Source organism: Streptomyces sp. NPDC050121 (assembly GCF_044460385.1).
In the GTDB taxonomy this organism is placed as follows: Bacteria; Actinomycetota; Actinomycetes; order Streptomycetales; family Streptomycetaceae; genus Streptomyces; species Streptomyces soliscabiei.
Map to the genome: position 1 here is coordinate 49,915 of NZ_JBITJV010000030.1, position 23,996 is coordinate 73,910.

The window sequence follows — 23,996 nt, forward strand, 5'->3', positions numbered from 1 at the left end:
CGGTGTGGAGGGGACGGTGCGAACGGCACCGTCGACATGCAGGCAACCGGCAGGTTGTCGTCGCGTCCCTGCGGAGCGTCGAAGCGCTTGAATGTTGCCGAGAGGTTAAGAGTGGCTTCACGCAGGATGCAAGAGGTGCCACGGAAAATCTCACCCGCCACATGAACAGTATTTTCTTGGAAACTTTCTCTTGACAGTCCTGTGGGCGCATGCCAGCGTCGAAGCGCTTCAACACGCCATCCTCACCACCGCCCTCGGACCACCGGAGCCGGCCGTCTGGCCCTTCCGTCCTGGGCGTTCCACGCTGCCTCACACACACCTGCAAGGGACTTCCACCTGTGAGCACTGATGCCGTCACGCTGTCCTTCCGCGACCCGGAGCTCCCACTCGCCGAGCGCGTCGAGGACCTGCTCTCCCGGCTGACCCTCGAGGAGCGGATCGCGATGCTGCACCAGTACTCGCCCGCGATCCCGCATCTCGGGGTCGCCGAGTTCCGCACCGGCACCGAGACCCTGCACGGCGTGTCCTGGCTGGGCGAGGCCACCACCTTCCCGCAGGCCGTGGGCCTGGGCGCGACCTGGGACGAGAACCTGGTCCGCGAGGTGGCGGCGGCGATCTCCGTCGAGCAGCGGGCGTTCCACCACCACCGGCCGCCCGTCAGCGGCACCGGCCGCAACAGCCTGCAGGGCTGGGCGCCGGTGGTGAACCTGCTGCGCGATCCGCGCTGGGGCCGCAACGAGGAGGGCTACTCCGAGGACCCGCTGCTGTCCGCCCGGCTGGGGACGGCGTTCTGCCGGGGCATGACCGGCGACCACCCGACGTACCTGCGCACGGCCCCGGTGCTCAAGCACTTCCTCGCCTACAACAACGAGGACGACCGCTGCACCACCTCCTCGGCGATTCGGCCCCGGGTGCTGCACGAGTACGACCTGGCCGCCTTCCGCCCGGCCATCGCCACCGGCGCGGCGACCGGCGTCATGGCCGCCTACAACCTCGTCAACGGCCGCCCCTGCCACGTCAGCCCCCTGATCGAGCAGGAGCTGCGCCGCTGGGCCGAGCCCACCGGCCACGAGCTGTTCGTCGTCAGCGACGCCGAAGCCCCTTCCAACCTGGTCGACCCGGAGCACTACTTCGACGACCACGCCGCCTCCCACGCCGCCGCACTCAAGGCCGGCATCGACTCCTTCACCGACCACGGCGAGGACAGCCCCGTCACCATCGGCCGGATCACCGCCGCCCTCGAGCGCGGCCTGCTGACCCAGGACGACATCGACCGGGCGGTGCGCCGCCAGCTGTCGATCCGCTTCCGCCTCGGCGAGTTCGACCCCGACCTCGACCCCTACGCCGGGATCGGCTGGGACGTCGTCAACTCCCCCGCACACCAGGCCCTGGCGCTGCGCGCCGCCACCGAACAGGTGGTACTGCTCAAGAACACCGGGCTACTGCCGCTGGCCCCGGAGCGGCGGATCGCGGTGGTCGGGCCGCTGGCCTGCACCCTGTTCGAGGACTGGTACAGCGGCACCCACCCCTACCGCGTCACCGTCTCCGACGGCCTCGGCATCGAAGGGGTGGAGGGCGTGGACCGGATCGTGCTGCGCACCACCGACGGGCAAGCGGTCACCGCCGTGGGCGAGGACGGCCTGCTGGTGCTCGGCCAGGCCCAGGACACGGACGCCGCCGCCCAGTTCGACCTGTTCGACTGGGACCTGGGCGTGCTCACCCTCCGCTCCGCCGCCACCGGCCGGTATGCCTCCCTGCGCGACGCCGACCAGCGCGTCACCGCCAACCGCGACCAGCCCGGCGACTGGTTCGTCCACGAGACCTTCCACCTCGAACCCGCCACCGACGGCACCGAGGTGCTGCGCAACCAGTTCACCGGTCGCTACGCCCAGGCCGACCCCGCCACCGGCGAGCTGGCCATGACCGCCGACACCCCCGAGCAGGCCCTGCGGTTCACCCGCACCACCGTCCGCGACGGCGTCATCTCAGCCGTCGCCGCCGCCCAAGCCGCGGACGTGACCATCGTCGTGCTCGGCAACGACCCTCACATCAACGGCCGCGAGACCCAGGACCGCGCCGGGCTGCGGCTTCCCCCGCAGCAGGACCGGCTGCTGCGCGAAGTCGCCGCCGTCCAACCCGACACCGTTCTCGTCGTCATGTCCAGCTACCCCTACGCGGTGAACTGGGCCGACCAGCACCTGCCCGCCATCGTCTGGACCTCCCACGCCGGCCAGGAGACCGGCCGCGCCCTCGCCGCTGTCCTGCGCGGCGACACCGACGCCACCGGCCGCCTCCCCCAGACCTGGTACCGCAGCGACGACGAACTCCCCGCACCCCTCGACTACGACATCATCAAGGCCGGCTGGACCTACCAGTACCACCGGACCGCACCCCTCTATCCCTTCGGCCACGGCCTGTCCTACACCACCTTCGACTACGGCGAACTCAAGCTCGGCCACACCGAGTTGGACGCGGACGGGGAGGTCACCGCCACCCTCACCGTGACCAACACCGGCACCCGCCCCGGCACCGAAACCGTCCAGCTCTACACCCGCCACCTCGACGCCCGCTACCACGCGCCCGAGCTCCGCCTCGCCGCCTACCGCAAAGTCCGCCTCGCGGCAGGCGAGACCACCGAGCTCGAGTTCACCCTGCCCGCCACCGACGCCCTCGCCCACTGGGACGTGGCCACCAGCGCCTTCACCGTCCACCCCGGCCGCTACGAACTGATCACCGCCCGCTCGGCGAGCCAGCCGGTCCGCAGTGCCACCCTCACCGTCACCGGCCCCGCACCGGAGCCTCGCCGCGTCCTCGAAGTCCCGCTCCGCGCAGCCGACTTCGACGACTACGAGAACATCACCCTCGTCGACGCCACCCCCACCCACGGCGACGCCGTCACCCCCACCGCCGAGCAGGGCGAACTCCTCTTCCGCGACGTCGACCTCGCCGGCGCCGGCTCCGTCGCCCTCCAGGTCTCCCGCACCGCCCCCGGCACCGCCCAGCTCCAACTCTGGGCCGGCGACCGCCTGCTGACCACCGTCACGGTCCCCTCCACCGGCGACCGCCACACCTGGACCACCGTCCTCGCCGACCTCACCGGACACCAGCCCACCGGTGTCCACGACCTCCGCGTCATCCTCACCGGCGAACAACGCCTCACCACCCTCACCTTCACCCCCTGAGAGCCAACGACGGCCGTACCTCTGTGAGGGGAGGCACGGCCGTCGTCCCCAACGCTCTCCTTCCGATTCCCTGCCGAGGACCTGCCCTATGCCGACGCCCCAGCCGTCCACCGTCGCGACGAACCCGGTGATCCCGGGCTTCCATCCGGACCCGAGCATCTGCCGGGTCGGCGAGGACTACTACCTCGCCTGCTCCAGCTTCGAGTACTTCCCCGGCGTGCCGATCTTCCACAGCCGCGACCTGGTGAACTGGACGCAGATCGGTAACGTCCTCGACCGGCCGAGCCAGCTGCGGCTGCCCGTGGAGACGTCCTCGTCCGGAGGCATCTACGCGCCGACCCTGCGCCATCACGACGGGCGCTTCTGGCTCATGGTCACCAATGTCTCCGGCGGCGGGAACCTGGTGGTCACCGCGACCGATCCGGCCGGCCCCTGGTCCGAGCCCGTTCACGCGCCCGGCGTGCCCGGCATCGACCCCGACCTGGCCTGGGACGAGGAGGGCAACTGCTGGTGCACCGTCGCGGGCGTCGCGCAGGTGCCGTTCAACCCGTACACCGGCGAGACCCTGGGCGAGCCGTACCGCGTGTGGTCCGGCACGCCCGGCGCCGCCGCGCCCGAGGCGCCGCACCTGTACCGGATCGGCGATTACTGGTACCTGATGATCGCCGAGGGCGGCACAGAGCGCGGCCACGCCGTCTCCATCGCCCGTGGCCCCTCTCCCCGCGGGCCCTTCGAGCCGTGCCCCGCGAATCCGATCCTGACCCACCGCAGCACGACCAAGCCCGTGCAGAACACCGGGCACGCCGACCTGGTCCAGGCGCCGGACGGGAGTTGGTGGATGGTGCTGCTGGGCGTCAGGCCTCAGGGCGGCACCCCGGGCTGGCACGTGCTGGGACGTGAGACCTTCCTTGCGCCGGTCACCTGGGAGGAGGGCTGGCCCGTGGTCGGCGAGGTCGGCCTCGAACTCGCGGAACTTCCCTGGCAGGTGTCGCCGCCTCAGCCGCTGCCCGAGCGGGACGACTTCGATGCCGCCGAGCTCCGGCCCTGCTGGATCTCGCTGCGGGACCGCCCGGCGGAACTGGTCGGCACCAAGGAGCGCGACGGCTGGCTGACCCTGTGCGCCCGCGGCAGCTCCCTCGACGAGCCGGACGTCGTCTTCGTCGGCCGCCGCCAGCAGCACCTCGCCTTCGAGGCTCGCACGCTGATCGACCCCGGTACGGGCACCGGCGGCCTGGCCGTGCGGCTGGACGAGCGCCACCACTACGCGATCGAGGCCGACGCCGACGGGCGGGTCCGGGTGATCGCCCGGATCGGCACGGTCCGGTCCATCGTCGCCGAACGCGCGCTCCCCGCAGGCCCGTTGGTCCTGTCCGTGCGTACCGGCCCGGCCCCCGAGCCGCACGACGCGCGCAGGGGCCCGGACTCGCTCGTCTTCGCGGTCGGAACGGCGGACGGCACGACGAGCGACCTGGCGTCCGTGGACGGCCGCTACCTGTCGACCGAGGTCGCCGGCGGCTTCACCGGCCGCGTGATCGGCCTGTACGCCACCGCGGGCACGGTCTGCTTCGACTGGTTCGACTACGAGCCTCTCCCGCTCCCCTGAGTACGCGTCAGGGGCTTCCTCGCCCCACCACCCATTTCATCCGAAGGGACGAACCGTGAACGACGCACAGCAGAAGGGCACACCGCGCGCCGCCCGCCCACACAACCGCCGCCTGCACCGGACGGCCGGGCTCCTGGCGGCCGTGGTCACCGCCGGCAGCCTCACCTGCGGCACCGCCGTCGCCTCACCGGCCGGCCAGGCGCCGGCAGCAGCGGACCACACCCCCCGTAGCGCGATGGCCGCCGTGGCCCAGATGCAGCCCAGCTGGAACCTCGGCAACACCTTCGACGCGTTCCCCGACGAGGCCTCGTGGGGCAACCCGCTCACCACCAAGGCCACGTTCGACGGTCTCCGCGCCCAGGGCTTCCGCAGTGTCCGGATTCCCGTCACCTGGTTCCCCCACCAGTCCGACACCGCCCCGTACACCATCGACCCCGTGTGGATGAAGCGGGTCAAGCAGGTGGTCGACTGGGCGTTGGAGGACGGCCTCTACGTCGAGATCAACGTCCACCACGACTCGTGGAAGTGGATCGCCAACATGTCCACCGACCACGACAACGTGATGGCGCGGTTCAAGTCGACCTGGCAGCAGATCGCCACCACCTTCAAGGACGAGCCGCGCAAGCTGCTCATGGAGAGCATCAACGAGCCGCAGTTCTCCAACGCGACCGACGCCCAGAAGACCCAGTACCTGCGGGAACTCAACACCTCTTTCTACGGCGTCGTGCGCAACTCCGGGGGCGGGAACAAGGACCGCCTGCTCGTCCTGCCCTCGGAGGAGACCAACAACGCCCAGCACTGGCTCGACGACCTGTCCACGACGATGAGCTCGCTGCACGACCCCAACCTGGTCGCCACCGTGCACTACTACAGCTGGTACCCGTTCAGCGTGAACATCGCCAACGGGACCACCTACGACGCAACGGCCCAGAAGGACCTGACCGACGGCTTCGCCCGGGTGCACGACACCTTCGTGGCCAAGGGCATCCCCGTCTACCTCGGCGAGTACGGCCTGCTCACCTCGCCGTACTCCGGCGTGGTCGAACGCGGCGAGATGCTGAAGTACTTCGAGCACGTCAACTACGAGGCGCGCATCAACGGCATGACCTCCGCCGTCTGGGACGCCGCCAACGACTTCCTGAACCGCTCCACCATGCAGTGGCAGGTCCCCGAGATGAAGGCCCTGATCCAGAGCTCCTGGCGGACCCGCTCGGGCACCGCCGCCACCGACAACATCTTCCTGTCGAAGTCCGGTCCCATCGCGGCGCAGACCATCACGCTCAACCGCAACGGCCTCTCGTTCGCCGGCCTCTGGCAGGGCGACCGCCCGCTGATCCCGTTCGTCGACTACACCCTCAACGGCGACCGGCTGACCCTGACCGCCGACGCCCTCACCCGGCTCGCCGGCGACCGTGCTGCCGGCGTCAACGCCACCCTCGAGGTCCGGTACTCCGACGGCGTCCCGTGGAAACTCTTCGTGCGCTCGTACGACAAGCCGGTGATGACCGACGCCACCGGAACCGAGGACGGACTCACCATACCCACCCGGTTCAACGGTGACCTGATGGCCAACGTCGAGTCCACCTACGCCGACGGCACCGCCGCCGGCCCGGCTTCCTGGACCACCTTCCAGTCGTTCGACAACTACCGCCCCGACTACGGCAACAACACCACCACCGTCAAGGCCGACTTCCTCAAGACGGTCAAGGACGGCGCCCCGGTGACGCTCACCTTCCACTTCTGGAGCGGCGCCACCGTCACCTACCACGTCACCCGTTCCGGCTCGACCGTGACCGGCACCGCCTCCTGAGCCAGGACCAGCCGGCACCGTGAACCGCTCCGGTGCGGACCCCCTCCCCTGACCTCCGCACCGGAGCACCCATGTCAACCCCCGTGCGGCCGACCGGTGTTCGGCTGGCCGCACCGCCCCGGCCGGAGGACCGCCGTGACCACGCTTGCGCCCCGCGTTCTGTTCGGGGCCGCCTACTACCCCGAGTACCACCGGATGGACCGCATCGAGGCCGACCTCGACCTGATGGCCGAGGCCGGCTTCACGGTGGTCCGCGTCGGCGAGTCGGTCTGGTCCACCTGGGAGCCTACGAGCGGCCGCTTCGACCTGGAGTGGCTGCAGCCGGTCCTCGACTCCGCCCACGCCCGCGGCATCGCGGTGGTGCTGGGCACCCCGACCTATGCCGTCCCCCCGTGGCTGGCCCGGCTCCACCCGGAGATCGCCGCGCAGGACGCCATTGGCCGCCGTGCCCCGTGGGGCGCCCGCCAGGAGATGGACATCACCCACCCCGCCTTCCGCTTCCACGCGGAGCGCGGGGTCCGCCGCATCCTCGCCCGCCACGCCGGCCACCCGGCCGTGATCGGCTTCCAGGTCGACAACGAACCCGGCTGCCGGCTGCCGCACAACCACGGCGTGTTCCAGCGCTTCGTCGACGACCTGCGGGCCCGCTACGGGGACGTGGAGACGCTCAACCGGGAGTGGGGCCTGGTCTACTGGTCGCACCGGCTGACCACCTGGGTCGACCTGTGGACCCCGGAGGGCAACGCGCAGCCGCAGTACGACGTGGCCTGGCGCGCCTTCCAGGCCCGGCAGACCACCGAGTTCATCACCTGGCAGGCCGGCCTGGTCCGGGAGTACGCCCGCTCCGACCAGTTCGTCACCACCTGTCTGCACCACCACCATCCCGCCCTGGACGACGACCGGCTGGCAGACCGTCTGGACATCGCGGCGGCCAACCCGTACTACGAGATGCAGGACGCGCTGGCACTGCCCGCCGATCCGGACCGGCCGCCGCACGCGTGGCTGGCCGGAGGCGTATGGGGGCTGTTCCAGGAGGCCGACCGGGCCTGGTCCTCACGTCAGGAGCCCTTCCTCGTCACGGAGACCAACGCGCAGGCGGTGGGCGGCACCCACGACAACCGTCCCGCCTACGACGGACAGTGGCGGCAGGCGGCCTGGGCGCTGGTCGCCCGCGGGGCGCGCATGGTCGAGTACTGGCACTGGCACACCCTGCACTTCGGCGCCGAGACCTACTGGGGCGGGGTGCTGCCGCACAGCGGGCGTCCTGGCCGCGCGTATGCCGAGCTCGCCCGTCTGGGCCGTGAGTTCGCGGCGGCCGGCGAGCTGGTGGCCGGGCTGGAGCCGGACGCCGACATCGCCATGGTGTACTCGCTGCCGAGCAAGTGGCTGATGCAGAAGTACCCGCCGCTGGCCGCCGCGGACAACAGCCCCGACAACCGTTCCTACCACGGCCTGTTCGACCCCTTCTACCGGGGCGCGGTGGAGTCCGGCCGGCAGGTGCGCATCCTGCACGCCAGGCAGCTGCACGACCCGGAGGACCCCGGCGCGAGGCCGGCCCCCGACGTGGTCGCACGGCGCCACCCGGTGCTGGTCGCCACCGGCCTGTACCTGGCCGACGACGGCCTGCTGGACTGGCTGGCCGCCTACGCCGAGGCGGGCGGCCACCTGGTCCTCGGCCCGCGCACCGGTTATGCCGATCCCGAGGGGCGCGCCCGGCCCGAACCCGCGCCCGCGCGACTGTCCGGCGCGGCCGGGGTCTGCTACGAGGAATTCAGCAACCTCTCCGCCGAACTGCCGCTCCGGGCCGTGCCGGAGAGCCCGTTGCAGCTTCCGGCGGGGGCCCGGGCGACCCGCCGGGTGGATGCCCTGGTCACCGACGGCGCCGAGGTGCTGGCCGGGTACCGGCACCCGCACTTCGGGCGCTGGCCCGTGGTGACCAGCCGCGTTCACGGCCGGGGCGGGGTGACCTGCGTCGGCACGGTCCCCAACGGGGCGGCGGCCCGGGCGCTGATGGCGTGGCTGGTGCCGAAGCCGTGCAGCGGCTGGCGTGACCTGCCCGCCTCGGTGACGGCCTGCACCGGGACCGCGCCGGACGGCCGCCGCGTCCACGTCGTGCACAACTGGAGCTGGGAGCCCGCCTCCGCCGTCGCGCCCGGTGACCTGGCGGACGTGCTCGCGTCCGGGACGGACGGTGCGGCGCGGAGCGCTGTCCCGGCCGGGGCCCCGGTCGAGCTGGGGCCCTGGGACGTGCGTGTCCTCGCCGCGGATCGATGACATGGCGTCAGTTCAGCTGCCATTTCTGGTTGGCGGCCCCGGTGCAGGTCCACAGCTGGACCGAGGTGCCGTCGGTGGTCCCGCCCCCGGCGGCGTCCAGGCACAGTCCGGACAGGGTGTTGGTGATGCTGCCGTCGGAGTTCAGTCTCCACTGCTGGTTGGTGCCGCCGGTGCAGGACCAGATCACGGCCTTGGTGCCCGAGGTGGTGCCCCAGCCGTAGGCGTCCAGGCACATCTGGGAGCTGCCCGAGTACACCGTCAGCTGACCCGAACTGGTGGCTGTCCAGCGCTGGTTGGCGCTGCCGATGCAGTCCCAGAGCTGCACCTGGGTGCCCGTGGCGGTGGTGGCGCCGGGGACATCGAGGCACTTGGAGGCGCCGACTGCGTGCAGGGAGCCCGTGGCCGCCGCGCCGGAGGGGTGCAGTTGGACCACGACGATCGAGTAGGGCGGCACGGTCTGCTGCGAGGGGCCGCCGGTCGCGGCCGAGCTGAGGCCGCCTGCGTTCTTCAGGTACGACCAGACGGTCGGAGTGGCCGAAGCGGGTGTGAAGCCGTTGTAGGAGAGGGCCACGTTCGCCGCGTTGTTCGGGTCCTTGTTGATCAGCATGACGTCGAGGTCGCCATTGCTGCGGCGGACGGCGTGGGCGCTGACCAGCGAGGTGGAGCTGGTGGACGACAGCATCGTGTCCCCGGGGGCGCCGAGCTTGGTGATCAGCTGGAGGCTGTAGTACGGGGCGAAGGGCGTGTTGAGGGCGGGCTCGCAGGAGGCGCCGCTGGAGACGAGACCGCCGTCGGCGTAGTCCGTCGCGCCGCCGACGTTCGTCACCGAGGAGCAGTCGGTGCCGTTGCGCAGGTCCCACCAGTCGACGTTGAAGATGCCGTTCTCCCACCAGGTCAGGTACTCGTCCGGGGCGAACAGCGCGTTGGGCGCGGTGTCCACGTCCCGCTGGCCGTTCGTCTCGGTGATCGCGATGCCGACGTTGGGCGCGTTGCTGCCGGCGTACTGGTTGATGAGCGAGCGGACGGTGGAGGTGATCCGCGGGATGTCCGCCTGCGGCTTGGTCAGCAGGTCGCTCTCGCTGGTGGTGCTGGGGTAGTGGTGCACGATCACGAAGTCGATCTTCGGGCCGGCGATGGAGAGCACGGTGTGGTTCCAGTCGGCGGTGTCGCCGGGCCCGGTGATGCCGTCGGGCCAGCTGCCCGGAGTGGTCAGCACCGCGCCGATCTTGACACTGGGGTCCACGGCCTTCATCGCGGAGACGAACTGGAGCAGGTTGGTGGCGTAGGTAGTGGCGCTGTGGCTGCTGTGCTTGTCCAGCTCCCAGCCGCTGCCGTTGCTGTACTCGCCGTTGCCGGGGACCTCGTTGCCCACCTCCCAGTACTTGATCCCGTAGCCCTTGGTGATGTTGGCGTAGCGCACCCAGGCCGCGGCTTCGTCGGGGGTGCCGGAGCCGTAGTTGACCGTGATGACCGGCTGCGCGCCGGCGGCGCGGACGGTGCCCATGAAGGCGTCGAAGCCGGTGTTCGGGGCGACGTACCCGCCGTTCTCCTCGGTGCCGGTCTGCCAGTGGTAGGCGTCGGAGACACTGCCGCCGGGGTAGCGGACGGCCTTGAAGCCCGCGCCGGCGATCAGCGAGGGCGTGGCCGAGGAGTTCATCTGCCCGTCGAAGACGGCGGTGTTCACGCCCGAGCCGATGGACGGGATGGAGCCCAGCGGCCGGTTCGCGTCCACGGACACGGTCACCGCGGTGTCCGCGTGGGCGGCGGGAACGCCGCCGAGGAGCGCAGCCGTCGAGGCGAGCAGCGCTGTGGTCAGGCCGGCAAGGGCGCGGGTGAGAAGCGTTCTGCGCACAACCACCTCCGCGAGAAAATTTCTTGGTTGTTTCCAAGTAATTTCTGCGGCAACGTACTGCTCGGACATGAGCACGTCAATGTCTTCCGTCCGGCTCCGAGCCTCCCCGGCAGCTGGCTGCGCACCGGGCGCTCCCGCCCCTTCAGGAAAGTTTCGTTCATACGTCTGCGAGGAGTGACATTGTCCGCACCACAACTGAGCCGGCACCTCCGGGGCCTGGCCTTCGGCGGCGACTACAACCCCGAGCAGTGGGACGCGGCCGTCTGGAAGGAGGACGACGAGCTCATGCGCCGAGCCAGGGTCAACCTGGCGACGGTCGGCGTGTTCTCCTGGGCCCTGCTGGAGCCGGAGGAGGGCCGATACGACTTCACCTGGCTCGACGCCCACCTGGACCGGCTGCACGCCAACGGCGTGGCCGTCGGCCTGGCCACACCCACCGCCTCCCCGCCGCCGTGGTTCTCCCTGGCACATCCCGACGGTCTGCCGGTCACCGCCGAGGGGGTGCGGCTCACCCACGGCAGCCGCGACACCTACTGCCTCGCCGCCCCGGCCTACCGCGCGGCGGCCCGCCGCCTGGCCGCCGCGCTGGCCGAACGCTACGGCGACCACCCCGCCGTAGCGCTGTGGCACGTCCACAACGAGTACGCCACGCTGTGCTGGTGCGACCACGTCGCCGCCGCCTTCCGGACCTGGCTGCGTGCCCGGCACGGTTCCCTCGACGCCCTCAACGAAGGCTGGGGGACCGCCTTCTGGAGCCAGCGGTACGGCGGTTGGGAGCAGGTGCTGCCACCGCGCGCCACCCAGTGGCACCGAAACCCCGGGCAGACACTCGACTTCCGGCGGTTCTGGTCCGACGAGGTGCTCGGCGCCTACCGGGAGCAGCGCGACGCGATCCGCGCCCGCAGCGACCGTCCGGTGACCACCAACCTCATGCTGCCCGGCTACCAGAACCTGGACCTGTGGGCCTTCGGCGACGAGGTCGACCTGGTCGCCATCGACCACTACCCGGTCGCCCCCGGTCTGGACGCCGCCGCCGACACGGCGTTCGGCGCGGACCGCGCCCGTTCGTTCGGCGGCGGCCGGCCGTGGCTGCTGATGGAACAGGGCACCAGCACCGTCTACGACGGAGACCGCGTGCTCGGCAAGGAACCCGGGGAGATCCTGCGGCACTCCCTCGGCCACATCGCCCGCGGGTCGGAGGGCGCGCTGTTCTTCCAGTGGCGCCAGTCCCGCGCGGGCGCCGAGCAGTGGCACTCCGCGATGGTCCCGCACGCCGGCCCCGACAGCCGCGTCTTCCGCGAGGTGGAGCAGACCGGCGCGGCCGTGGCCCGCCTCGGTGAAATCGCCGGCTCGACCGTGACGGCCCATGCCGCGGTGCTGCACGACTCCGACGCCTGGTGGGCCCTCGACGTGGACGGCCTGCCCTCCGCCGAACTCGACTACCACGACGCGCTGCGCCGCGCCCACCGCGCGCTGTGGGACGCGGGCGTCACCACCGATCTCGCGCACCCCGCACAGGACTTGAGCCGCTACCGCCTGGTGCTCGCCCCCGCGCTGTTCCTGCTCACCGACGCGGCCGCCGCCAATCTGCGCCGCTACGTCCAGCATGGCGGCACCCTGCTCGTCCAGTACGCGAGCGGCTGCGTCGACGAACGTCTGCACGCCCGTCTCGGCGGCTATCCCGCGCAGCCGCTCCGCGAGGCGCTGGGCGTCCGGGTCGAGGAACACCGGCCGCTGCGCCGGGGCGAGCGCATCGTCCTGTCCGACGGGACCGAGGCGGGCTCCTGGTCCGAGAGCCTGCGCACCGACGGCGCTGAGGCCCTCGCCCGCTACACCCACGGCATGCTGACGGACCGTCCGGCGCTGACCCGCCACCGGTTCGGATCCGGGCAGGGCTGGTACCTGTCCACCCGGCTCGTCGACGCGCCGTACGCCGCCCTGGTCCGGCGGCTGGCCGCGGAAGCCACCCTCGGACCGGGGGCGCCCGGCCTGCCACAGCACGTGGAAGCGGTGACCCGCCGGGCCGCCGACGGACGCGCCTGGCAGTTCCTGCTCAACCACCGGCGCGACGCGGTGCCGCTGCCCGACCCCGGCCACGACCTGCTGACCGGCACCGGGGTCAGCGAACTGCCGCCCGGCGGCTGCGCCGTACTCCGAAGGTTCTGAACTGCCCTGTCTCCCCTGACCGTTCCTCCGGAAAGGAATCCCCGTGACCGAGGAATCCCCCACCATCCGCTGGGGCCACGACGCCCTCCACCTGGAGATCGGCACCGACCCGGACGGCCCGCCACGGCTGCGCCGGTTCGGCGTCCCCGGGCAACTGCCCGCGGAACCGCCCGCGGCGGCGCCCCTGCCGCTCGTCGAAGCCACCACCACCAGCCACGGCCACCACTGGTCCGGACACCGGGTGATCGACACCGTCATCGGCGCCGACCTGCGCTACCGCGGGCACACCGCAGCCCGGGACGGCGCCTGGCACCGGCTGACCGTCCAGCTCCATGACCCGGCCGGCGGACTGGCCGCGGAGGTGGTCCTCAGCTCCCCCGACGGCGTCCCGGCGCTGCGCAGCCAGGTTGTGATCCGCAACGAGAGCACCCGGAGCCTGCGCCTGGAGTCCGTCACCTCCCTCGTGCTGGGCGGCCTCACCGCGGATGCGGACCTCGAGGCGGCCGACCTGCTGTGGGCGGAGAACGACTGGCTCGCCGAGTACCGCTGGCAGCGCCGGCCGATGCGGCTCAGCTCACCGGTCCTCAGCGGCCGCGTCCACTACCGGTACGGCAAGGGCGGCTTCGCCGTCGCCGGGCAGGGCACGTGGTCCAGCTGCGACCGGCTGCCGATGGGCGGGCTGACCGACCGCCGGACCGGCCGGACGTGGGTGTGGCAGATCGAGCACAACGGCGGGGGCTGGCACTGGGAGTGCGGCGAGCACGACGACTCCGCATACCTGGCCCTGTCCGGACCGAGTGCCGGACGGCACGGCTGGTCCCGGCTGCTGGAGCCCGGCGCCTCGTTCGAGACCGTCCCGGTCGCGATCGCCTTCGGCGTCGAAGGACCCGACGAGGCCTTCGCCGCGCTCACCCGGTACCGGCGCGCCGTCCGCCGACCGCACCCCGACCACCGGCGCCTGCCCGTCATCTTCAACGACTACATGAACTGCCTGATGGGCGACCCGACCACGGCCAAACTGCTCCCCCACATCGACGCGGCCGCCGCGGCGGGTGCCGAGTACTTCGTCATCGACGCCGGCTGGTACGACGACGACGAGGGCAACTGGTGGACCAGCGTCGGCGCCTGGGAGCCCTCGTCCTCCCGCTTCCCCGGGGAGCGCGGCATCCACGAGGTGCTGGACCGCATCCGGCAGCACGGGATGGTCCCCGGCCTCTGGCTCGAACCCGAAGTCGTCGGCGTGACCAGCCCGTTGGCCCACTCGCTGCCGGCGGAGGCGTTCTTCCGCCGCGACGGCGTCCGGGTCGTCGAGACCGGCCGCTACCACCTGGACCTGCGCCACCCGGCCGCACGCGACCACCTCGACCGGGTGGTGGACCGCCTGGTCGGCGAACTCGGCATCGGCTACTTCAAGTTGGACCACAACATCGACCCCGGGCCGGGCACCAGCAAGAACCCGGGCGAGGCTGCCGCCGACGGCCTGCTCGGCCACAACCGCGCCCACCTGGACTGGCTGGACGGCGTCCTGGACCGCCACCCCGACCTGGTCCTGGAGAACTGCGCCTCCGGCGGCATGCGCACCGACTACGCGCTGCTGTCCCGGCTCCAGCTCCAGTCCACCAGCGACCAGCAGAACCTCACCCTCTACGCACCGATCGCGGCCTCCGCGCCCACCGCGGTCACCCCCGAACAGGGCGCCGTCTGGGCCTACCCGCAGCCGGAGGACACCCTCGACGAGGTCGCCTTCACCATGGCCAACGCCCTGCTCGGGCGGATCCACCTCTCCGGGCGGCTCCCCGAACTGTCGCCCGCCGCACAGGACTTGGTCGCCGAAGCGGTGGCCGCACACAAGGCCCTGCGCGCCGACCTGGCCACCGCACTGCCCACCTGGCCGCTCGGACTCCCTGCCTGGGACGACCCGTGGATCGCCCTCGCCCTGCACACCCCGGCCACCACCTACCTCACTGTCTGGCGCCGCCCGGGCGGGAAGGACACCACCGTGCTCCCGCTGCCGCAGTTCCGTGACGCCGCCGTACGCGCGGAGGTGCTGTACCCCTCCACCAGTCAGGCACGCTCCCACTGGAACCAGGAGAGCGCCGCCCTGAAGCTGACCCTCCCCGCCGCGCCGTCCGCCGTCGTGCTCCGGCTCGTCCCGGAAACCGGCGGGCAGGAGGCCGCTGGACCGGCGACGCCGACCGGGTGAAGCCTGATGAGGGGCTCCGCCCCGGGCCCGGGATGCCAGAATGACCCCAGCAGGCACGCTCGCGCGTCGCAGCCGTCCCTCCCGTACCAGGAGGCGGGCCCCGGGTGCAGCCATGGTCGAGGAAGGGGAGAACGTGACGGACAACGGATCGGGCGAGCCGACGGTGGACGAGCAGAGCTCTCCTGCCGACAAGCCGGGTTCCGTCACCATCGCCTACATCGCGGAATCCGCCGGCGTCTCGATCCCCACCGTCTCCAAGGTGCTCAACGGTCGCTCGGGAGTCTCCGACCAGACCCGGGCCCGCGTCGAAGAACTGATCAACCATTACGGCTACCGGAAGTCGGCGGCCAACCGCGCCAACGTGGTGGAGCTGGTCTTCCGGGAGCTGGAGAGCCTGTGGGCGGTGGAGATCATCCGCGGCGTGGAGCGGGTGGCGCGCAGGAACCGCGCCGGCGTCATGGTCTCCGAGCTCGCGCTCCACGACAGCCAGCCCATATCCATCGACGACACTGTCAGGCGCCGTCCCAGCTGCGTGCTGTCCGTGTCCCAGCTCTCGCAGAAGGAACGCGAGCAACTGGAGGCGAAGGGCATCCCGTTCGTCGTCATCCACCCGATCAACGACCTGCCGGACGACGTGCCCTTCGTCGGCGCCACCGACTTCCGCGGCGGCCACACCGCCGTCCGGCACCTGCTCGGCCTGGGACACCGGCGCATCGCCATGCTGAGCGGCCCGGACCACCCGTACTTCCTCGCCCGCAAGGCCGGATACCTCGCCGCACTGGCCGAGGCCGGCGTCCCCGCCGAGCCCGACCTGCTGGTGCAGACCCAGCCCACCCGCGAGGAGGGGCACGCGGCCGCCCGCGACCTGCTGTCCCGCGACGACCGGCCCACCGCCGTGTTCACCGCGAACGACTTCCAGGCCGTGGGCGTCTACCAGGCCGCCCGCGAGCTGGGCCTGTCCATCCCTGCGGACCTGAGCGTCGTCGGCTTCGACGACCTGCCCATCGCGGCCTGGGTGGAACCGCCGCTGACGACCGTGCATCAGCCGCTGACCGAAATGGCCGTGGCCGCGACCGAGTTGGCTCTCGCGCTCGGCCGCGGCGAGGAGGTGGGCCAGGTCGGCCTCGAGATCGCCACCACTCTCACCGTCCGGGCCAGCACCGCCCCGCCGAAGGCTCGCCCGGCGCGGGCAGCCCGCAAGGAGCCCAGGTAGCACGGGGGAACCGCTGTTCACGGTGCGCCGCCGGGCAGTGCCGCCGACTGCGGCGACATTCGCTCAGAACGCCGGCGGGGCGGTACTGTCCCGGACCACCAGTGACGTGGCGATGTCGAGCCTTGTCTGCGGCACGTCCTCGCCGCTGCCGAGAGCGAGGGCGAGTTCCGCGGCCGCCCTGGCCATGGCCGTCAGCGGCTGGCGCACGGTCGTCAACGGCGGGTCCATCCACGCTGCGACGGGAAGATCGTCGAAACTCGCCACACTCAGGTCCCGGGGGATCGACAGGCCGAGTTCCCGGGCAGCCTGATAGAGCCCGATGGCCTGCATGTCGCTGGCGGTGAACACGGCGGTGGGCCGGTCCGGACGGGACAGCAGCTCACGTGCCGCCGCGTATCCGTCCTCACGGGTCAGCCCGGTGCGAAGGAACAGATCCGGCTCCCGCCCGAGGCCCGCCTCCTGAAGCGCGGAGGTGTACCCGGCCACCCGGGCGACGCAGAACGAGTGGTCGGGCCCGCTGATCATGCCGATGCGCCGATGACCCAGGTCTGCCAGATACCCGACCGCGGCCCGTGCCCCCTTCCAATGCGTCGCGCTCACGAACGGCACGTCCTCGGCAAGCTCCTCGGCCGGGTCGAACACGACGAAGGGGATTCCCTGGGCCCGCAGTCGCTCCCGCTGGCCCTCCCGCAGGAACGTGATAGACAGCACATCCTGCCCGCTCTGCCCCCCGCTGCCATCGAGGTACACCGCGGTCGCCCGGTCGAAACCGAGCTCCGAGAACACCACCCCGACGCGGTTCTCCCTGGCGACGCGTTCCACACCGCGGAGGATCTCCGCCCCCCACATGTGCACCAGCTCCGGGAACAGGATCTCCACGATGTCGCCCTGGTCACCCCCAGCCGAAGGCTCGCGGTGAGCGTGCTTTCTGATCAGCTCCCCGAACCGTCTCCGGCTGCGGTCCCAGGTCCGGGAACCGTCCTCGAGCACCGAAAGCGCGAGCACCGGCACGCCGTCCATGGGCTCGGGTATGTAGGCGATGGTCGGCCACGGCGGATCCACGAGGCGCGAGCGCTCGTGACCGACCGGGGTACCTGCGGATGGAGTATCAGTCACAGCAGCAATTCCTGTTCACCGTGGCCTGGCCGCCCCTGTCCAGCCAAGAAGCCTGCGCAGGAGCACTGGGACACAGGCTATTCACCAAGTCCTCCGTGCAACAGCTCCCAGACAAAGCGCTCCGCCCGGACACAGGGGGCGGGCTCGGCTCTGCCCCGGCAGTTCCGCGGGCGGGGGGACGGAAGTCGTCGTCCCCCCGCCGTCAGGCGCGGTCAATCCGGCTGGAGGGGCGTCAGACGAACCTCCGAAGCGAGCGGCCCGGAGGCCCCGCCCCCGGTGTCGGGGCGGCGCCTCTGTGGCCGTTTCCACAGGCCAAGGTCTGCGGCGCTGGTTATCGCTCAGCGGCGAGCGGCAGGCAGTGATCTCCGAGGTGCGTCCGGGCCGGGCCCGCCGAGACCAAGAGCAGCCGGCCCCGGTCGTCGGTGAGCGCGATAGGACCGCCCGCCCCGCCTCCCGGGCGAGAGCCGGGGCGACGGCGGTTTCCGCCGCGGCCCGGTCCTGCTCGGCCAGCCGGTTCAGCACCCGCTCCGCGATCACCAGTTCCTCCCACTCGGCCGGCCTGGACCTCCTGCGGCCGCATGGCCAACTCCTCGGCCAGCACGTCCAGTTCAGTCCGGCGAGCTTGTGATCCGCTCCAGCTCCTGCATACCAACGCCCTCCCCGCGACACCCCCTACCGTCCCGCTGACGGATGGTAAGAGCGGCACGGTCCTCGGCACGGCAGAACCCGACAACGGCAACGGCAACGGCCGCCACGGCAGACGATCTTCGCCGTGGACACCCGCCGACGACCACCATGAGTATCCGCTCGCCCCTCACACCAGACCCTTGACCTGCTAACTTCACGCTGCACGGGCCTCACTGGAAGTTCGCAGAACTCCCAGGGGGCATGACGGCGTCATCTCCGCCCCAGGCCCAGTTGCCGCACTGTTCGAGTCCCTTGTTGCCTGAGCGTGCCTGAGGCGGATTCGGCCGGCCGGCGGAGGTGGTCGGCGATGCCCGGTGCGTCAACCATGCTCGACTCCGGCGGGCCGAAACTCAGGTCAGGCTTGGGCACCAGAGCTGGGAGTTCTGGTCACAGGGGAGATGTCTGCTGCTGGCTCGCGACTGCCGTGAACGACTTGCCACGGGCGTCGCGGCCGACACGGACGAGCGCCAGGTAGACGACCGAGGTGACCACCATGCCGGGAATCCAGGACAGGTCGGCGTTGGAGAAGTGTCGCGCGACGGGCCCGACGTACCACGCGTTGCTCATGGCCGGAATACCGGACACCACGCCGATCACGAAGGCGATGAGGACCTTGAGGTTGACCCCGTTGTGGGTCCATGTGGCCGGGTCGCTCCAGTACTTTCCGCCGCGGATGTACATGCCGGGGACGTCGTACGCTCCGTGCTGGACGAGGTAGAAGTCCACGAGGTTCACCGCACCCCAGGGAATGAGCAGCAGAAGCAGGAACGACAGGAACGCCGTCAGGTTGCCGGTGAAGTCCTGTGAGGCCGTGACGGCCAGGCCCAGACCGATGGCGAGGGTCGGCAGCATCATCGCTGCACGGGTCCGGAACGAGTTCGAGATCTTGACGAAGGTCGACAGGCCCGTGATCAGGTTCCCGAGACAGACTCAGAGATCATTCTCTCGGTCATCGCGGGTCTGGAGATCGACCACCTCTCCACACCGCTCGACCCGTCGACGACGCAGGCGATCCGCACCGCACTCCGCCGCACGATCACAAGGCTCGGGCTCCGCGGCAACGCCGCGCGGCAGTAGGCCCCATCCCGGCAGTCCGAACGAACGACACCTCGCCGTGCGGCTCGGCGGCATCGCTGATCTCGCCTGCCGCTCACCGCCGACGAACGCGGTCAGCGGCAGAACCCGGGACACCCGACCTCACCGGCCGGCGGGCCTGACCGCCCCTGTCCTGCAGTCGTCCGATAATCGCCACGCGGCGATCATTCCGCGCAGATGGATATCGCCTGGCGGCGGATCCGGGAGCTGGGGGCAGACCACTGGGTTGCCCATCTTCTCTCGGCAGGATGCCTCGCGGCCCACCTCAGGCGTCGGCCCCGGCGTGCTTCTGGCGGGTCGGCTGGGCAGGGGCGGTCGAGCCTGGGCGAAGTAGCCGGTTGAGGTTGCCGGCTGCCGTGGTGAGGCGTTCGGGGGTCCAGGTCGCGGGGTGTTCCTTCTTCTCGACGTGTCAGTAGATGAGCACGCCTGGACCCCGGTAGCGCTGGTGCCACTCGGTCATGAAGTTGCTGGACCAGGAGCCGGCGCCTGGACGCGCCGGACGGTCCGCCGGCCGCCGTGCTTCCCGTCGCGGCCGACGGTGGCTGGCAGGAGCAGTCCGTGACCCTGAAGCGCGAGATCACCGGAACGCACGACCTCTACCTCGTGGCGAAGGGCGCGGCCCGGGTCGCCGCGCTCGACTGGCTGACGATCAGGCCCTGACACGGGACGGGCCGGGCGGCGGGATTCCCCTCCCGTCGCCCGGCCTGTCGCGTCCCCGCCGCGCTGCGATGTCACCCCGCAATGGAGTCCAGTTGTTCCGCAGCCGGACGCAGCGCCCACAGATCGCCGCCCGGTGGCTCCTGAAGCGAGGGCACCGACCGCTGGGCCCGACGGTCGCCCGCGTCGGCGGCCGCGTGCACCACGTCGGTGGCCGCGTACTGGTAGAACTCGAGCTCCGGATGCGGCCACGCGGCGGCTCCGGTCGCGGCGGGTAGCAGGTAGTCCACCGCTTTGAACAGGCTCTGCCCGTCAGGGCCCTGGTACTTCCACAGGTTCACACCGACGTGCCGGCCAATGGCCGCGAGCCGGGTGTACGCGACCAGGTCGAAGGTCGAGTAGTGCCAACTGCGGGTCCGGGACAGCTCCTGGGGCTGGCTGCCGTCCGCGGCGATCTGCGGGGCGATGCGTGCACTCTGCGCGTTCAGGACGGTGCGCCGGGCCAGGTTCGTGTCGCCCGTCGCGTAGGCGAGGGCGGCGACCTGCATGTCGTAGAAGGTGCCGTGGTTGTTCTTCGCGGCCCCCTCCTGCTTGCCGAAGTCGCTGTTCTTGAGCCAGTCGAGGAAGGAGGTGTTCCACCGCGCCATGCCGGCACGGTCGGTCCTGGTCCAGCCGGCGGTGCCGGTGTCCAGGATGGCCAGCGCGTCGAGGACGCCGGTGTACGACTGTGAGAAGTCGATGATGCCGATGGCCCGGCCGTCGTATGTGCAGGGGATGAACTGCGCGTGGTTCAGGTTCGGGTTCATCTTCGTGGCCGGATCGAGGAACCAGGCGCGCAGGATCTGCCCGGCCTTGACGGCGTACCGCTTCTCGCCGGTGTAGTACCAGGCCAGGGACAGGTCGTATGCGGAGTCGAAGACCTTCTCGACGTCCTGGCGATCGGTTCCGGTGTCGACCTCGGGGTTGCGCTCCCCGTCGCGCTGCACATACGGGCAGCCCCACGGGTTGTCGGGGGTCGGTGGCGTGGAGGGCCACCAGTACGGGGCCTGACTGAGATAGTCGTGGGTGTCACCCCCGGGTGCCGGCTTGGGCTTGTCGACGACCGTCCAGGGGCCCTGGTTCAGCCACCCGTCGGCACGAGCCGTCAACGCCCTTGCGGATCGCCGCAGTTGTGGGTCGTCGCGGTCCAGACGGATCTTGGTCTGCTGCATGCGGGTGCCGTCGAGGACGGCGGTGTGCGGGGCTTTGGGCTCCGGGTGCTCCACCCTCGCCGTCGCCGCGGGTACCGCGCCGGCGGTGAACGCGGCCAGGGCCGCGAGGAGGACACCCAGGCGGGAGCGAGCGCTCATAGGTCAACTCCGATCACGCATGTGAAGTCAGGGGTTGGCGTGGCGCGGCCTACAGCCTGCGCTGGGCCTCGTAGAGGTTCTGCGGACGCACCGCGCCGGGGCTGCCGTACAGCTCCAGTCGCGTGTGCAGGTCGCCCGTGAAGTCGGGGACGTCGATCTGGTCGAACTCCGTGACCTCGTTGACGCCGACGGTGGCGGAGTACGGTGCCAGGGCGTCGATCTTCATCAGGCCCGCCCGGCCGTTCGTGACGCGGATGTTCCAGTGCGCGAAGCGGGCGCCGAACAGGGGCCCCGCACTCGCGTCACCACCGTGACGGCCGTTGTTGTTCACGATGATGTCGGTGCGGACGTTGGCGAAGGGCATACCGCGGTGGCTGTCGAAGGTGCCCATCCGCATGTCACCGCGCGACCACACGTTGTACGAGGACAGTCCCTCGACGTTGATGCCGTGCAGTTGGGTGTTGGACTGCGCGGGGCTGGTGCGCTCCTCGATGGTGAAGTCCTCGATGAGGTTGTCGTGCGACCCTTCGCGGCAGAAGTAGGGATGGTGGGAGCCGCGACCCGCGACCCGGGTCCGGCGCAGGGTGCAGGCGGAGGCGGCCACCAGGCCGAAGCCGTTGTCGACATGACGGACCGTCATGTCATCCACCCAGCAGTCGTAGGCGCACTGCAGGGTGACGCCGTTGTACCCCTTGTCGAGAAGGTGCTGCTGCTGGGGTGTCTCCACGGCCTCCAGGGTCAGGCCCTCGACGCCCGAGCCCGTCAGCTCCGGTACGTGGGTGGTGAGCTGAGGGTTCCATTCCGGCCGTACGTCCAGCGGGAGGGGACGTTCGAGCGTGACCCTCCTGCCGTGGACACCGGCGATGCGCACCGGCCACTCGTAGGGGACGTACGAGGTCAGCTTCGTCTTGTCGTCCCAGGAGTACGCCTCGGGGCCGGGCCCTCCGCCCGCCATGTGCTCCAGCAGGGTGTGGCCGGGGTCGTCGGCGAGCCGCAGGAGGACGAGGGCGCCGGGACGCAGCCCGGCGGGGCTCGTGACCGTCACCGTCCAGGAGCCCTGCCGGGCGGGGGCGACACCGGTGAGCGGCCGCCACTCGTCGCGCCGGTTGCCCGTCCATCCCTCGAACGGCCACGCCTTGGCTCGGATCGCCTCGGTGAGGGAGTTCCAACGGGCCTCGGGTGCGAGCCAGATGAGGCCACCCGCCCAGGACCAGGACGACTTGTCACCGCCGTAGCGGGAGCCGTAGACGCCGATCAGTTCGGTGAGGTTGCGCGTGGCGTACAGCCTGGTGCGGCCGCTTCCGGCGCCGCGCAGGACGACGTTCGAGTGGCCGACCCGTATGACATCGTCGATGCGGAAGGTGCCGGGCGGGATGAAGACCGTGCCACCACCGGCCCGGCCGGCAGCGGCGATGGCACGGTTGATCGCGGGAGCGGAGTCGGTGGTGCCGCCGGGCTTGGCCCCGAAAGCGCGTACGTCGAACAGGCGGGGGTGGCGGACGAAGCGCACCTGTCCGCCGCGGTAGCCGGCCCGGCCGACGTAGGGGATCTGCGGGTGGGCATAGGGGGTGCGCGTGAACTCGCGCCATAAATACGGGACTTGCCCGTGCGTGCCGGACGCGGCGGCAGCGGTTGTGCCACCCGTCGCGGCGTAGGCCGCAACGACCGCGGCGCTGCCCAGCAGGCCTCGTCTCGTGATGCCGGTGTATCCGTCTCGGCTCTCACTGCCAGGTAATTCGCTCATGTCCGCTCGCTCCTCCACAGTTATTCATGTAGATGAACAACGTTCACAGCTATGCCGGTCGTGAGCATGCCATGCCTTTCCGGGGACGGGAAAGAGACATGCAGGGCAAAGCTCGAATCAGGGCGCCCGCCAGGGGCTTGTGCATCCGATAGCTGACGGGTCGTCAACAAACCTGGTTCAAGTCCTTGACTCCTCCGATGTATTGAGGTTGCCTGCGTTCTCGCTCGACGCGGTCGGGACTTCGACGCCGTGTGCCCCCTTACGCACCCGGCCGGACCCGGCCGGCGCTTCGACGACTCCGGGTCCGGAGGACGGCCGACATGATCGGCCACCACCACCCACGCACCGGAAAGGACACCCGATGTACAGGAGATCCGTCCTACGGGCCGGGGCCGGCCTGCTGGCCGGCGGCGCCGCACTCGCCCTGCCGAAGGTCCCGCTCGCCACCGCGGCGCCGGCCGCCGACCCGACCGACGGCTGGACGCAGACCTCGTTCACGTACAGCTGGCAGAAACCCTGGAACCTCGACCTCGGTGACCGGCACAGCTACAACGACGGCGTGCACCGCATGTGGGTGTACGACACCGACGAGCCGTTCGAGGAGGACAGCTCGACCGACCCGCGTACCGAGATGCGCTGGAAGGTCGACTACAAGACGGGCAACCGCATGTGGGACGCCGACGTCTACCTCCCGTCCGGCACCGACGCCGCCTCCTTCGTCCAGATCCTGCGAGGCGTCCACCCGTCCGGCACCCCCGCCACCGACATCATGCTCAACGTCTACGACACGGGCGGCGGCACCGTGCGGCGCTACGACGGCACCGTGCTCCGGACGAACGCGTACGACAAGTGGTTCAACGTGAAGATCGCCCATCAGGCGAGCACCGGGACCGGGACCATCAAGGTCTACTTCGACGACTCCCTCATTCTCACGGTCGACGACCGGGGCCCCGCCACCCGGTACTTCAAGAACGGCGTGTACAACCACGGTTCCGGCCGCGCCGAGGCCCGCTTCCGCAACATCCGCTACTGGACGAGGTGACCC

General features: G+C 70.9%; 14 protein-coding genes. 9 read left to right on the forward strand and 5 right to left on the reverse strand.

Annotated features, from left to right (window positions below; all coding sequences use genetic code 11):
• Window positions 1–338: 338 nt before the first annotated feature.
• The 4 genes from ACIBTS_RS34915 to ACIBTS_RS34930 all read left to right on the forward strand — a co-directional run bounded on the left by ACIBTS_RS34915 (window position 339) and on the right by ACIBTS_RS34930 (window position 8,869).
• The gene (locus tag ACIBTS_RS34915; protein ID WP_399324707.1) at window positions 339–3,182 is read left to right on the forward strand and encodes a glycoside hydrolase family 3 C-terminal domain-containing protein; all 2,844 of its coding nucleotides are present in this window, start codon (window positions 339–341) and stop codon (window positions 3,180–3,182) included.
• 88 nt (window positions 3,183–3,270) lie between these two features.
• The gene (locus tag ACIBTS_RS34920; protein WP_399324708.1) at window positions 3,271–4,785 is read left to right on the forward strand and encodes a glycoside hydrolase family 43 protein; all 1,515 of its coding nucleotides are present in this window, start codon (window positions 3,271–3,273) and stop codon (window positions 4,783–4,785) included.
• 55 nt (window positions 4,786–4,840) lie between these two features.
• The gene (locus ACIBTS_RS34925) at window positions 4,841–6,595 is read left to right on the forward strand and encodes a cellulase family glycosylhydrolase (protein WP_399324709.1); all 1,755 of its coding nucleotides are present in this window, start codon (window positions 4,841–4,843) and stop codon (window positions 6,593–6,595) included.
• Window positions 6,596–6,730: 135 nt separating this feature from the next.
• Window positions 6,731–8,869 carry a beta-galactosidase gene (locus ACIBTS_RS34930; protein ID WP_399324710.1) on the forward strand — a complete coding sequence of 713 codons (2,139 nt, stop codon included), beginning with the start codon at window positions 6,731–6,733 and terminating at the stop codon, window positions 8,867–8,869.
• A gap of 7 nt (window positions 8,870–8,876) precedes the next feature.
• Here the strand turns inward: ACIBTS_RS34930 and ACIBTS_RS34935 are convergent, their stop codons facing one another.
• Window positions 8,877–10,721 (reverse strand): ricin-type beta-trefoil lectin domain protein, encoded by a 1,845-nt coding sequence (locus ACIBTS_RS34935; RefSeq protein WP_399324711.1) that lies wholly within the window; start codon window positions 10,719–10,721, stop codon window positions 8,877–8,879.
• Between the two features lie 180 nt (window positions 10,722–10,901).
• Between ACIBTS_RS34935 and ACIBTS_RS34940 the strand changes: the two genes are divergently transcribed.
• From ACIBTS_RS34940 to ACIBTS_RS34950, 3 genes are all read left to right on the forward strand, one after another.
• Window positions 10,902–12,887, forward strand: a complete 1,986-nt coding sequence (locus tag ACIBTS_RS34940; protein WP_399324712.1) for a beta-galactosidase — start codon at window positions 10,902–10,904, stop codon at window positions 12,885–12,887.
• Window positions 12,888–12,930: 43 nt separating this feature from the next.
• Complete coding sequence (locus ACIBTS_RS34945) at window positions 12,931–15,090, forward strand: alpha-galactosidase (RefSeq protein ID WP_399324713.1); 2,160 nt, start codon at window positions 12,931–12,933, stop codon at window positions 15,088–15,090.
• Between the two features lie 112 nt (window positions 15,091–15,202).
• Complete coding sequence (locus tag ACIBTS_RS34950; protein WP_399324714.1) at window positions 15,203–16,303, forward strand: LacI family DNA-binding transcriptional regulator; 1,101 nt, start codon at window positions 15,203–15,205, stop codon at window positions 16,301–16,303.
• Between the two features lie 63 nt (window positions 16,304–16,366).
• On the opposite strand, the gene ACIBTS_RS34955 is transcribed toward ACIBTS_RS34950, so the two are convergent.
• Window positions 16,367–17,419: a substrate-binding domain-containing protein gene (locus ACIBTS_RS34955; RefSeq protein ID WP_399324715.1), complete on the reverse strand. Its 1,053-nt coding sequence runs from the start codon at window positions 17,417–17,419 to the stop codon at window positions 16,367–16,369.
• A 1,074-nt stretch (window positions 17,420–18,493) separates the two neighbouring features.
• The gene (locus ACIBTS_RS34960) at window positions 18,494–18,961 is read right to left on the reverse strand and encodes a cytosine permease (protein ID WP_399324716.1); all 468 of its coding nucleotides are present in this window, start codon (window positions 18,959–18,961) and stop codon (window positions 18,494–18,496) included.
• 726 nt (window positions 18,962–19,687) lie between these two features.
• On the opposite strand from ACIBTS_RS34960, the gene ACIBTS_RS34965 reads away from it, so the two are divergent.
• Window positions 19,688–19,861 (forward strand): carbohydrate-binding protein, encoded by a 174-nt coding sequence (locus ACIBTS_RS34965; RefSeq protein WP_399324764.1) that lies wholly within the window; start codon window positions 19,688–19,690, stop codon window positions 19,859–19,861.
• Between the two features lie 71 nt (window positions 19,862–19,932).
• On the opposite strand, the gene ACIBTS_RS34970 is transcribed toward ACIBTS_RS34965, so the two are convergent.
• Window positions 19,933–21,207: an alginate lyase family protein gene (locus tag ACIBTS_RS34970; protein WP_399324717.1), complete on the reverse strand. Its 1,275-nt coding sequence runs from the start codon at window positions 21,205–21,207 to the stop codon at window positions 19,933–19,935.
• 49 nt (window positions 21,208–21,256) lie between these two features.
• Window positions 21,257–22,951 (reverse strand): glycosyl hydrolase family 28-related protein, encoded by a 1,695-nt coding sequence (locus ACIBTS_RS34975; protein WP_399324718.1) that lies wholly within the window; start codon window positions 22,949–22,951, stop codon window positions 21,257–21,259.
• A gap of 361 nt (window positions 22,952–23,312) precedes the next feature.
• On the opposite strand from ACIBTS_RS34975, the gene ACIBTS_RS34980 reads away from it, so the two are divergent.
• Window positions 23,313–23,993 (forward strand): polysaccharide lyase family 7 protein, encoded by a 681-nt coding sequence (locus ACIBTS_RS34980; protein WP_399324719.1) that lies wholly within the window; start codon window positions 23,313–23,315, stop codon window positions 23,991–23,993.
• Window positions 23,994–23,996 lie beyond the last annotated feature (3 nt).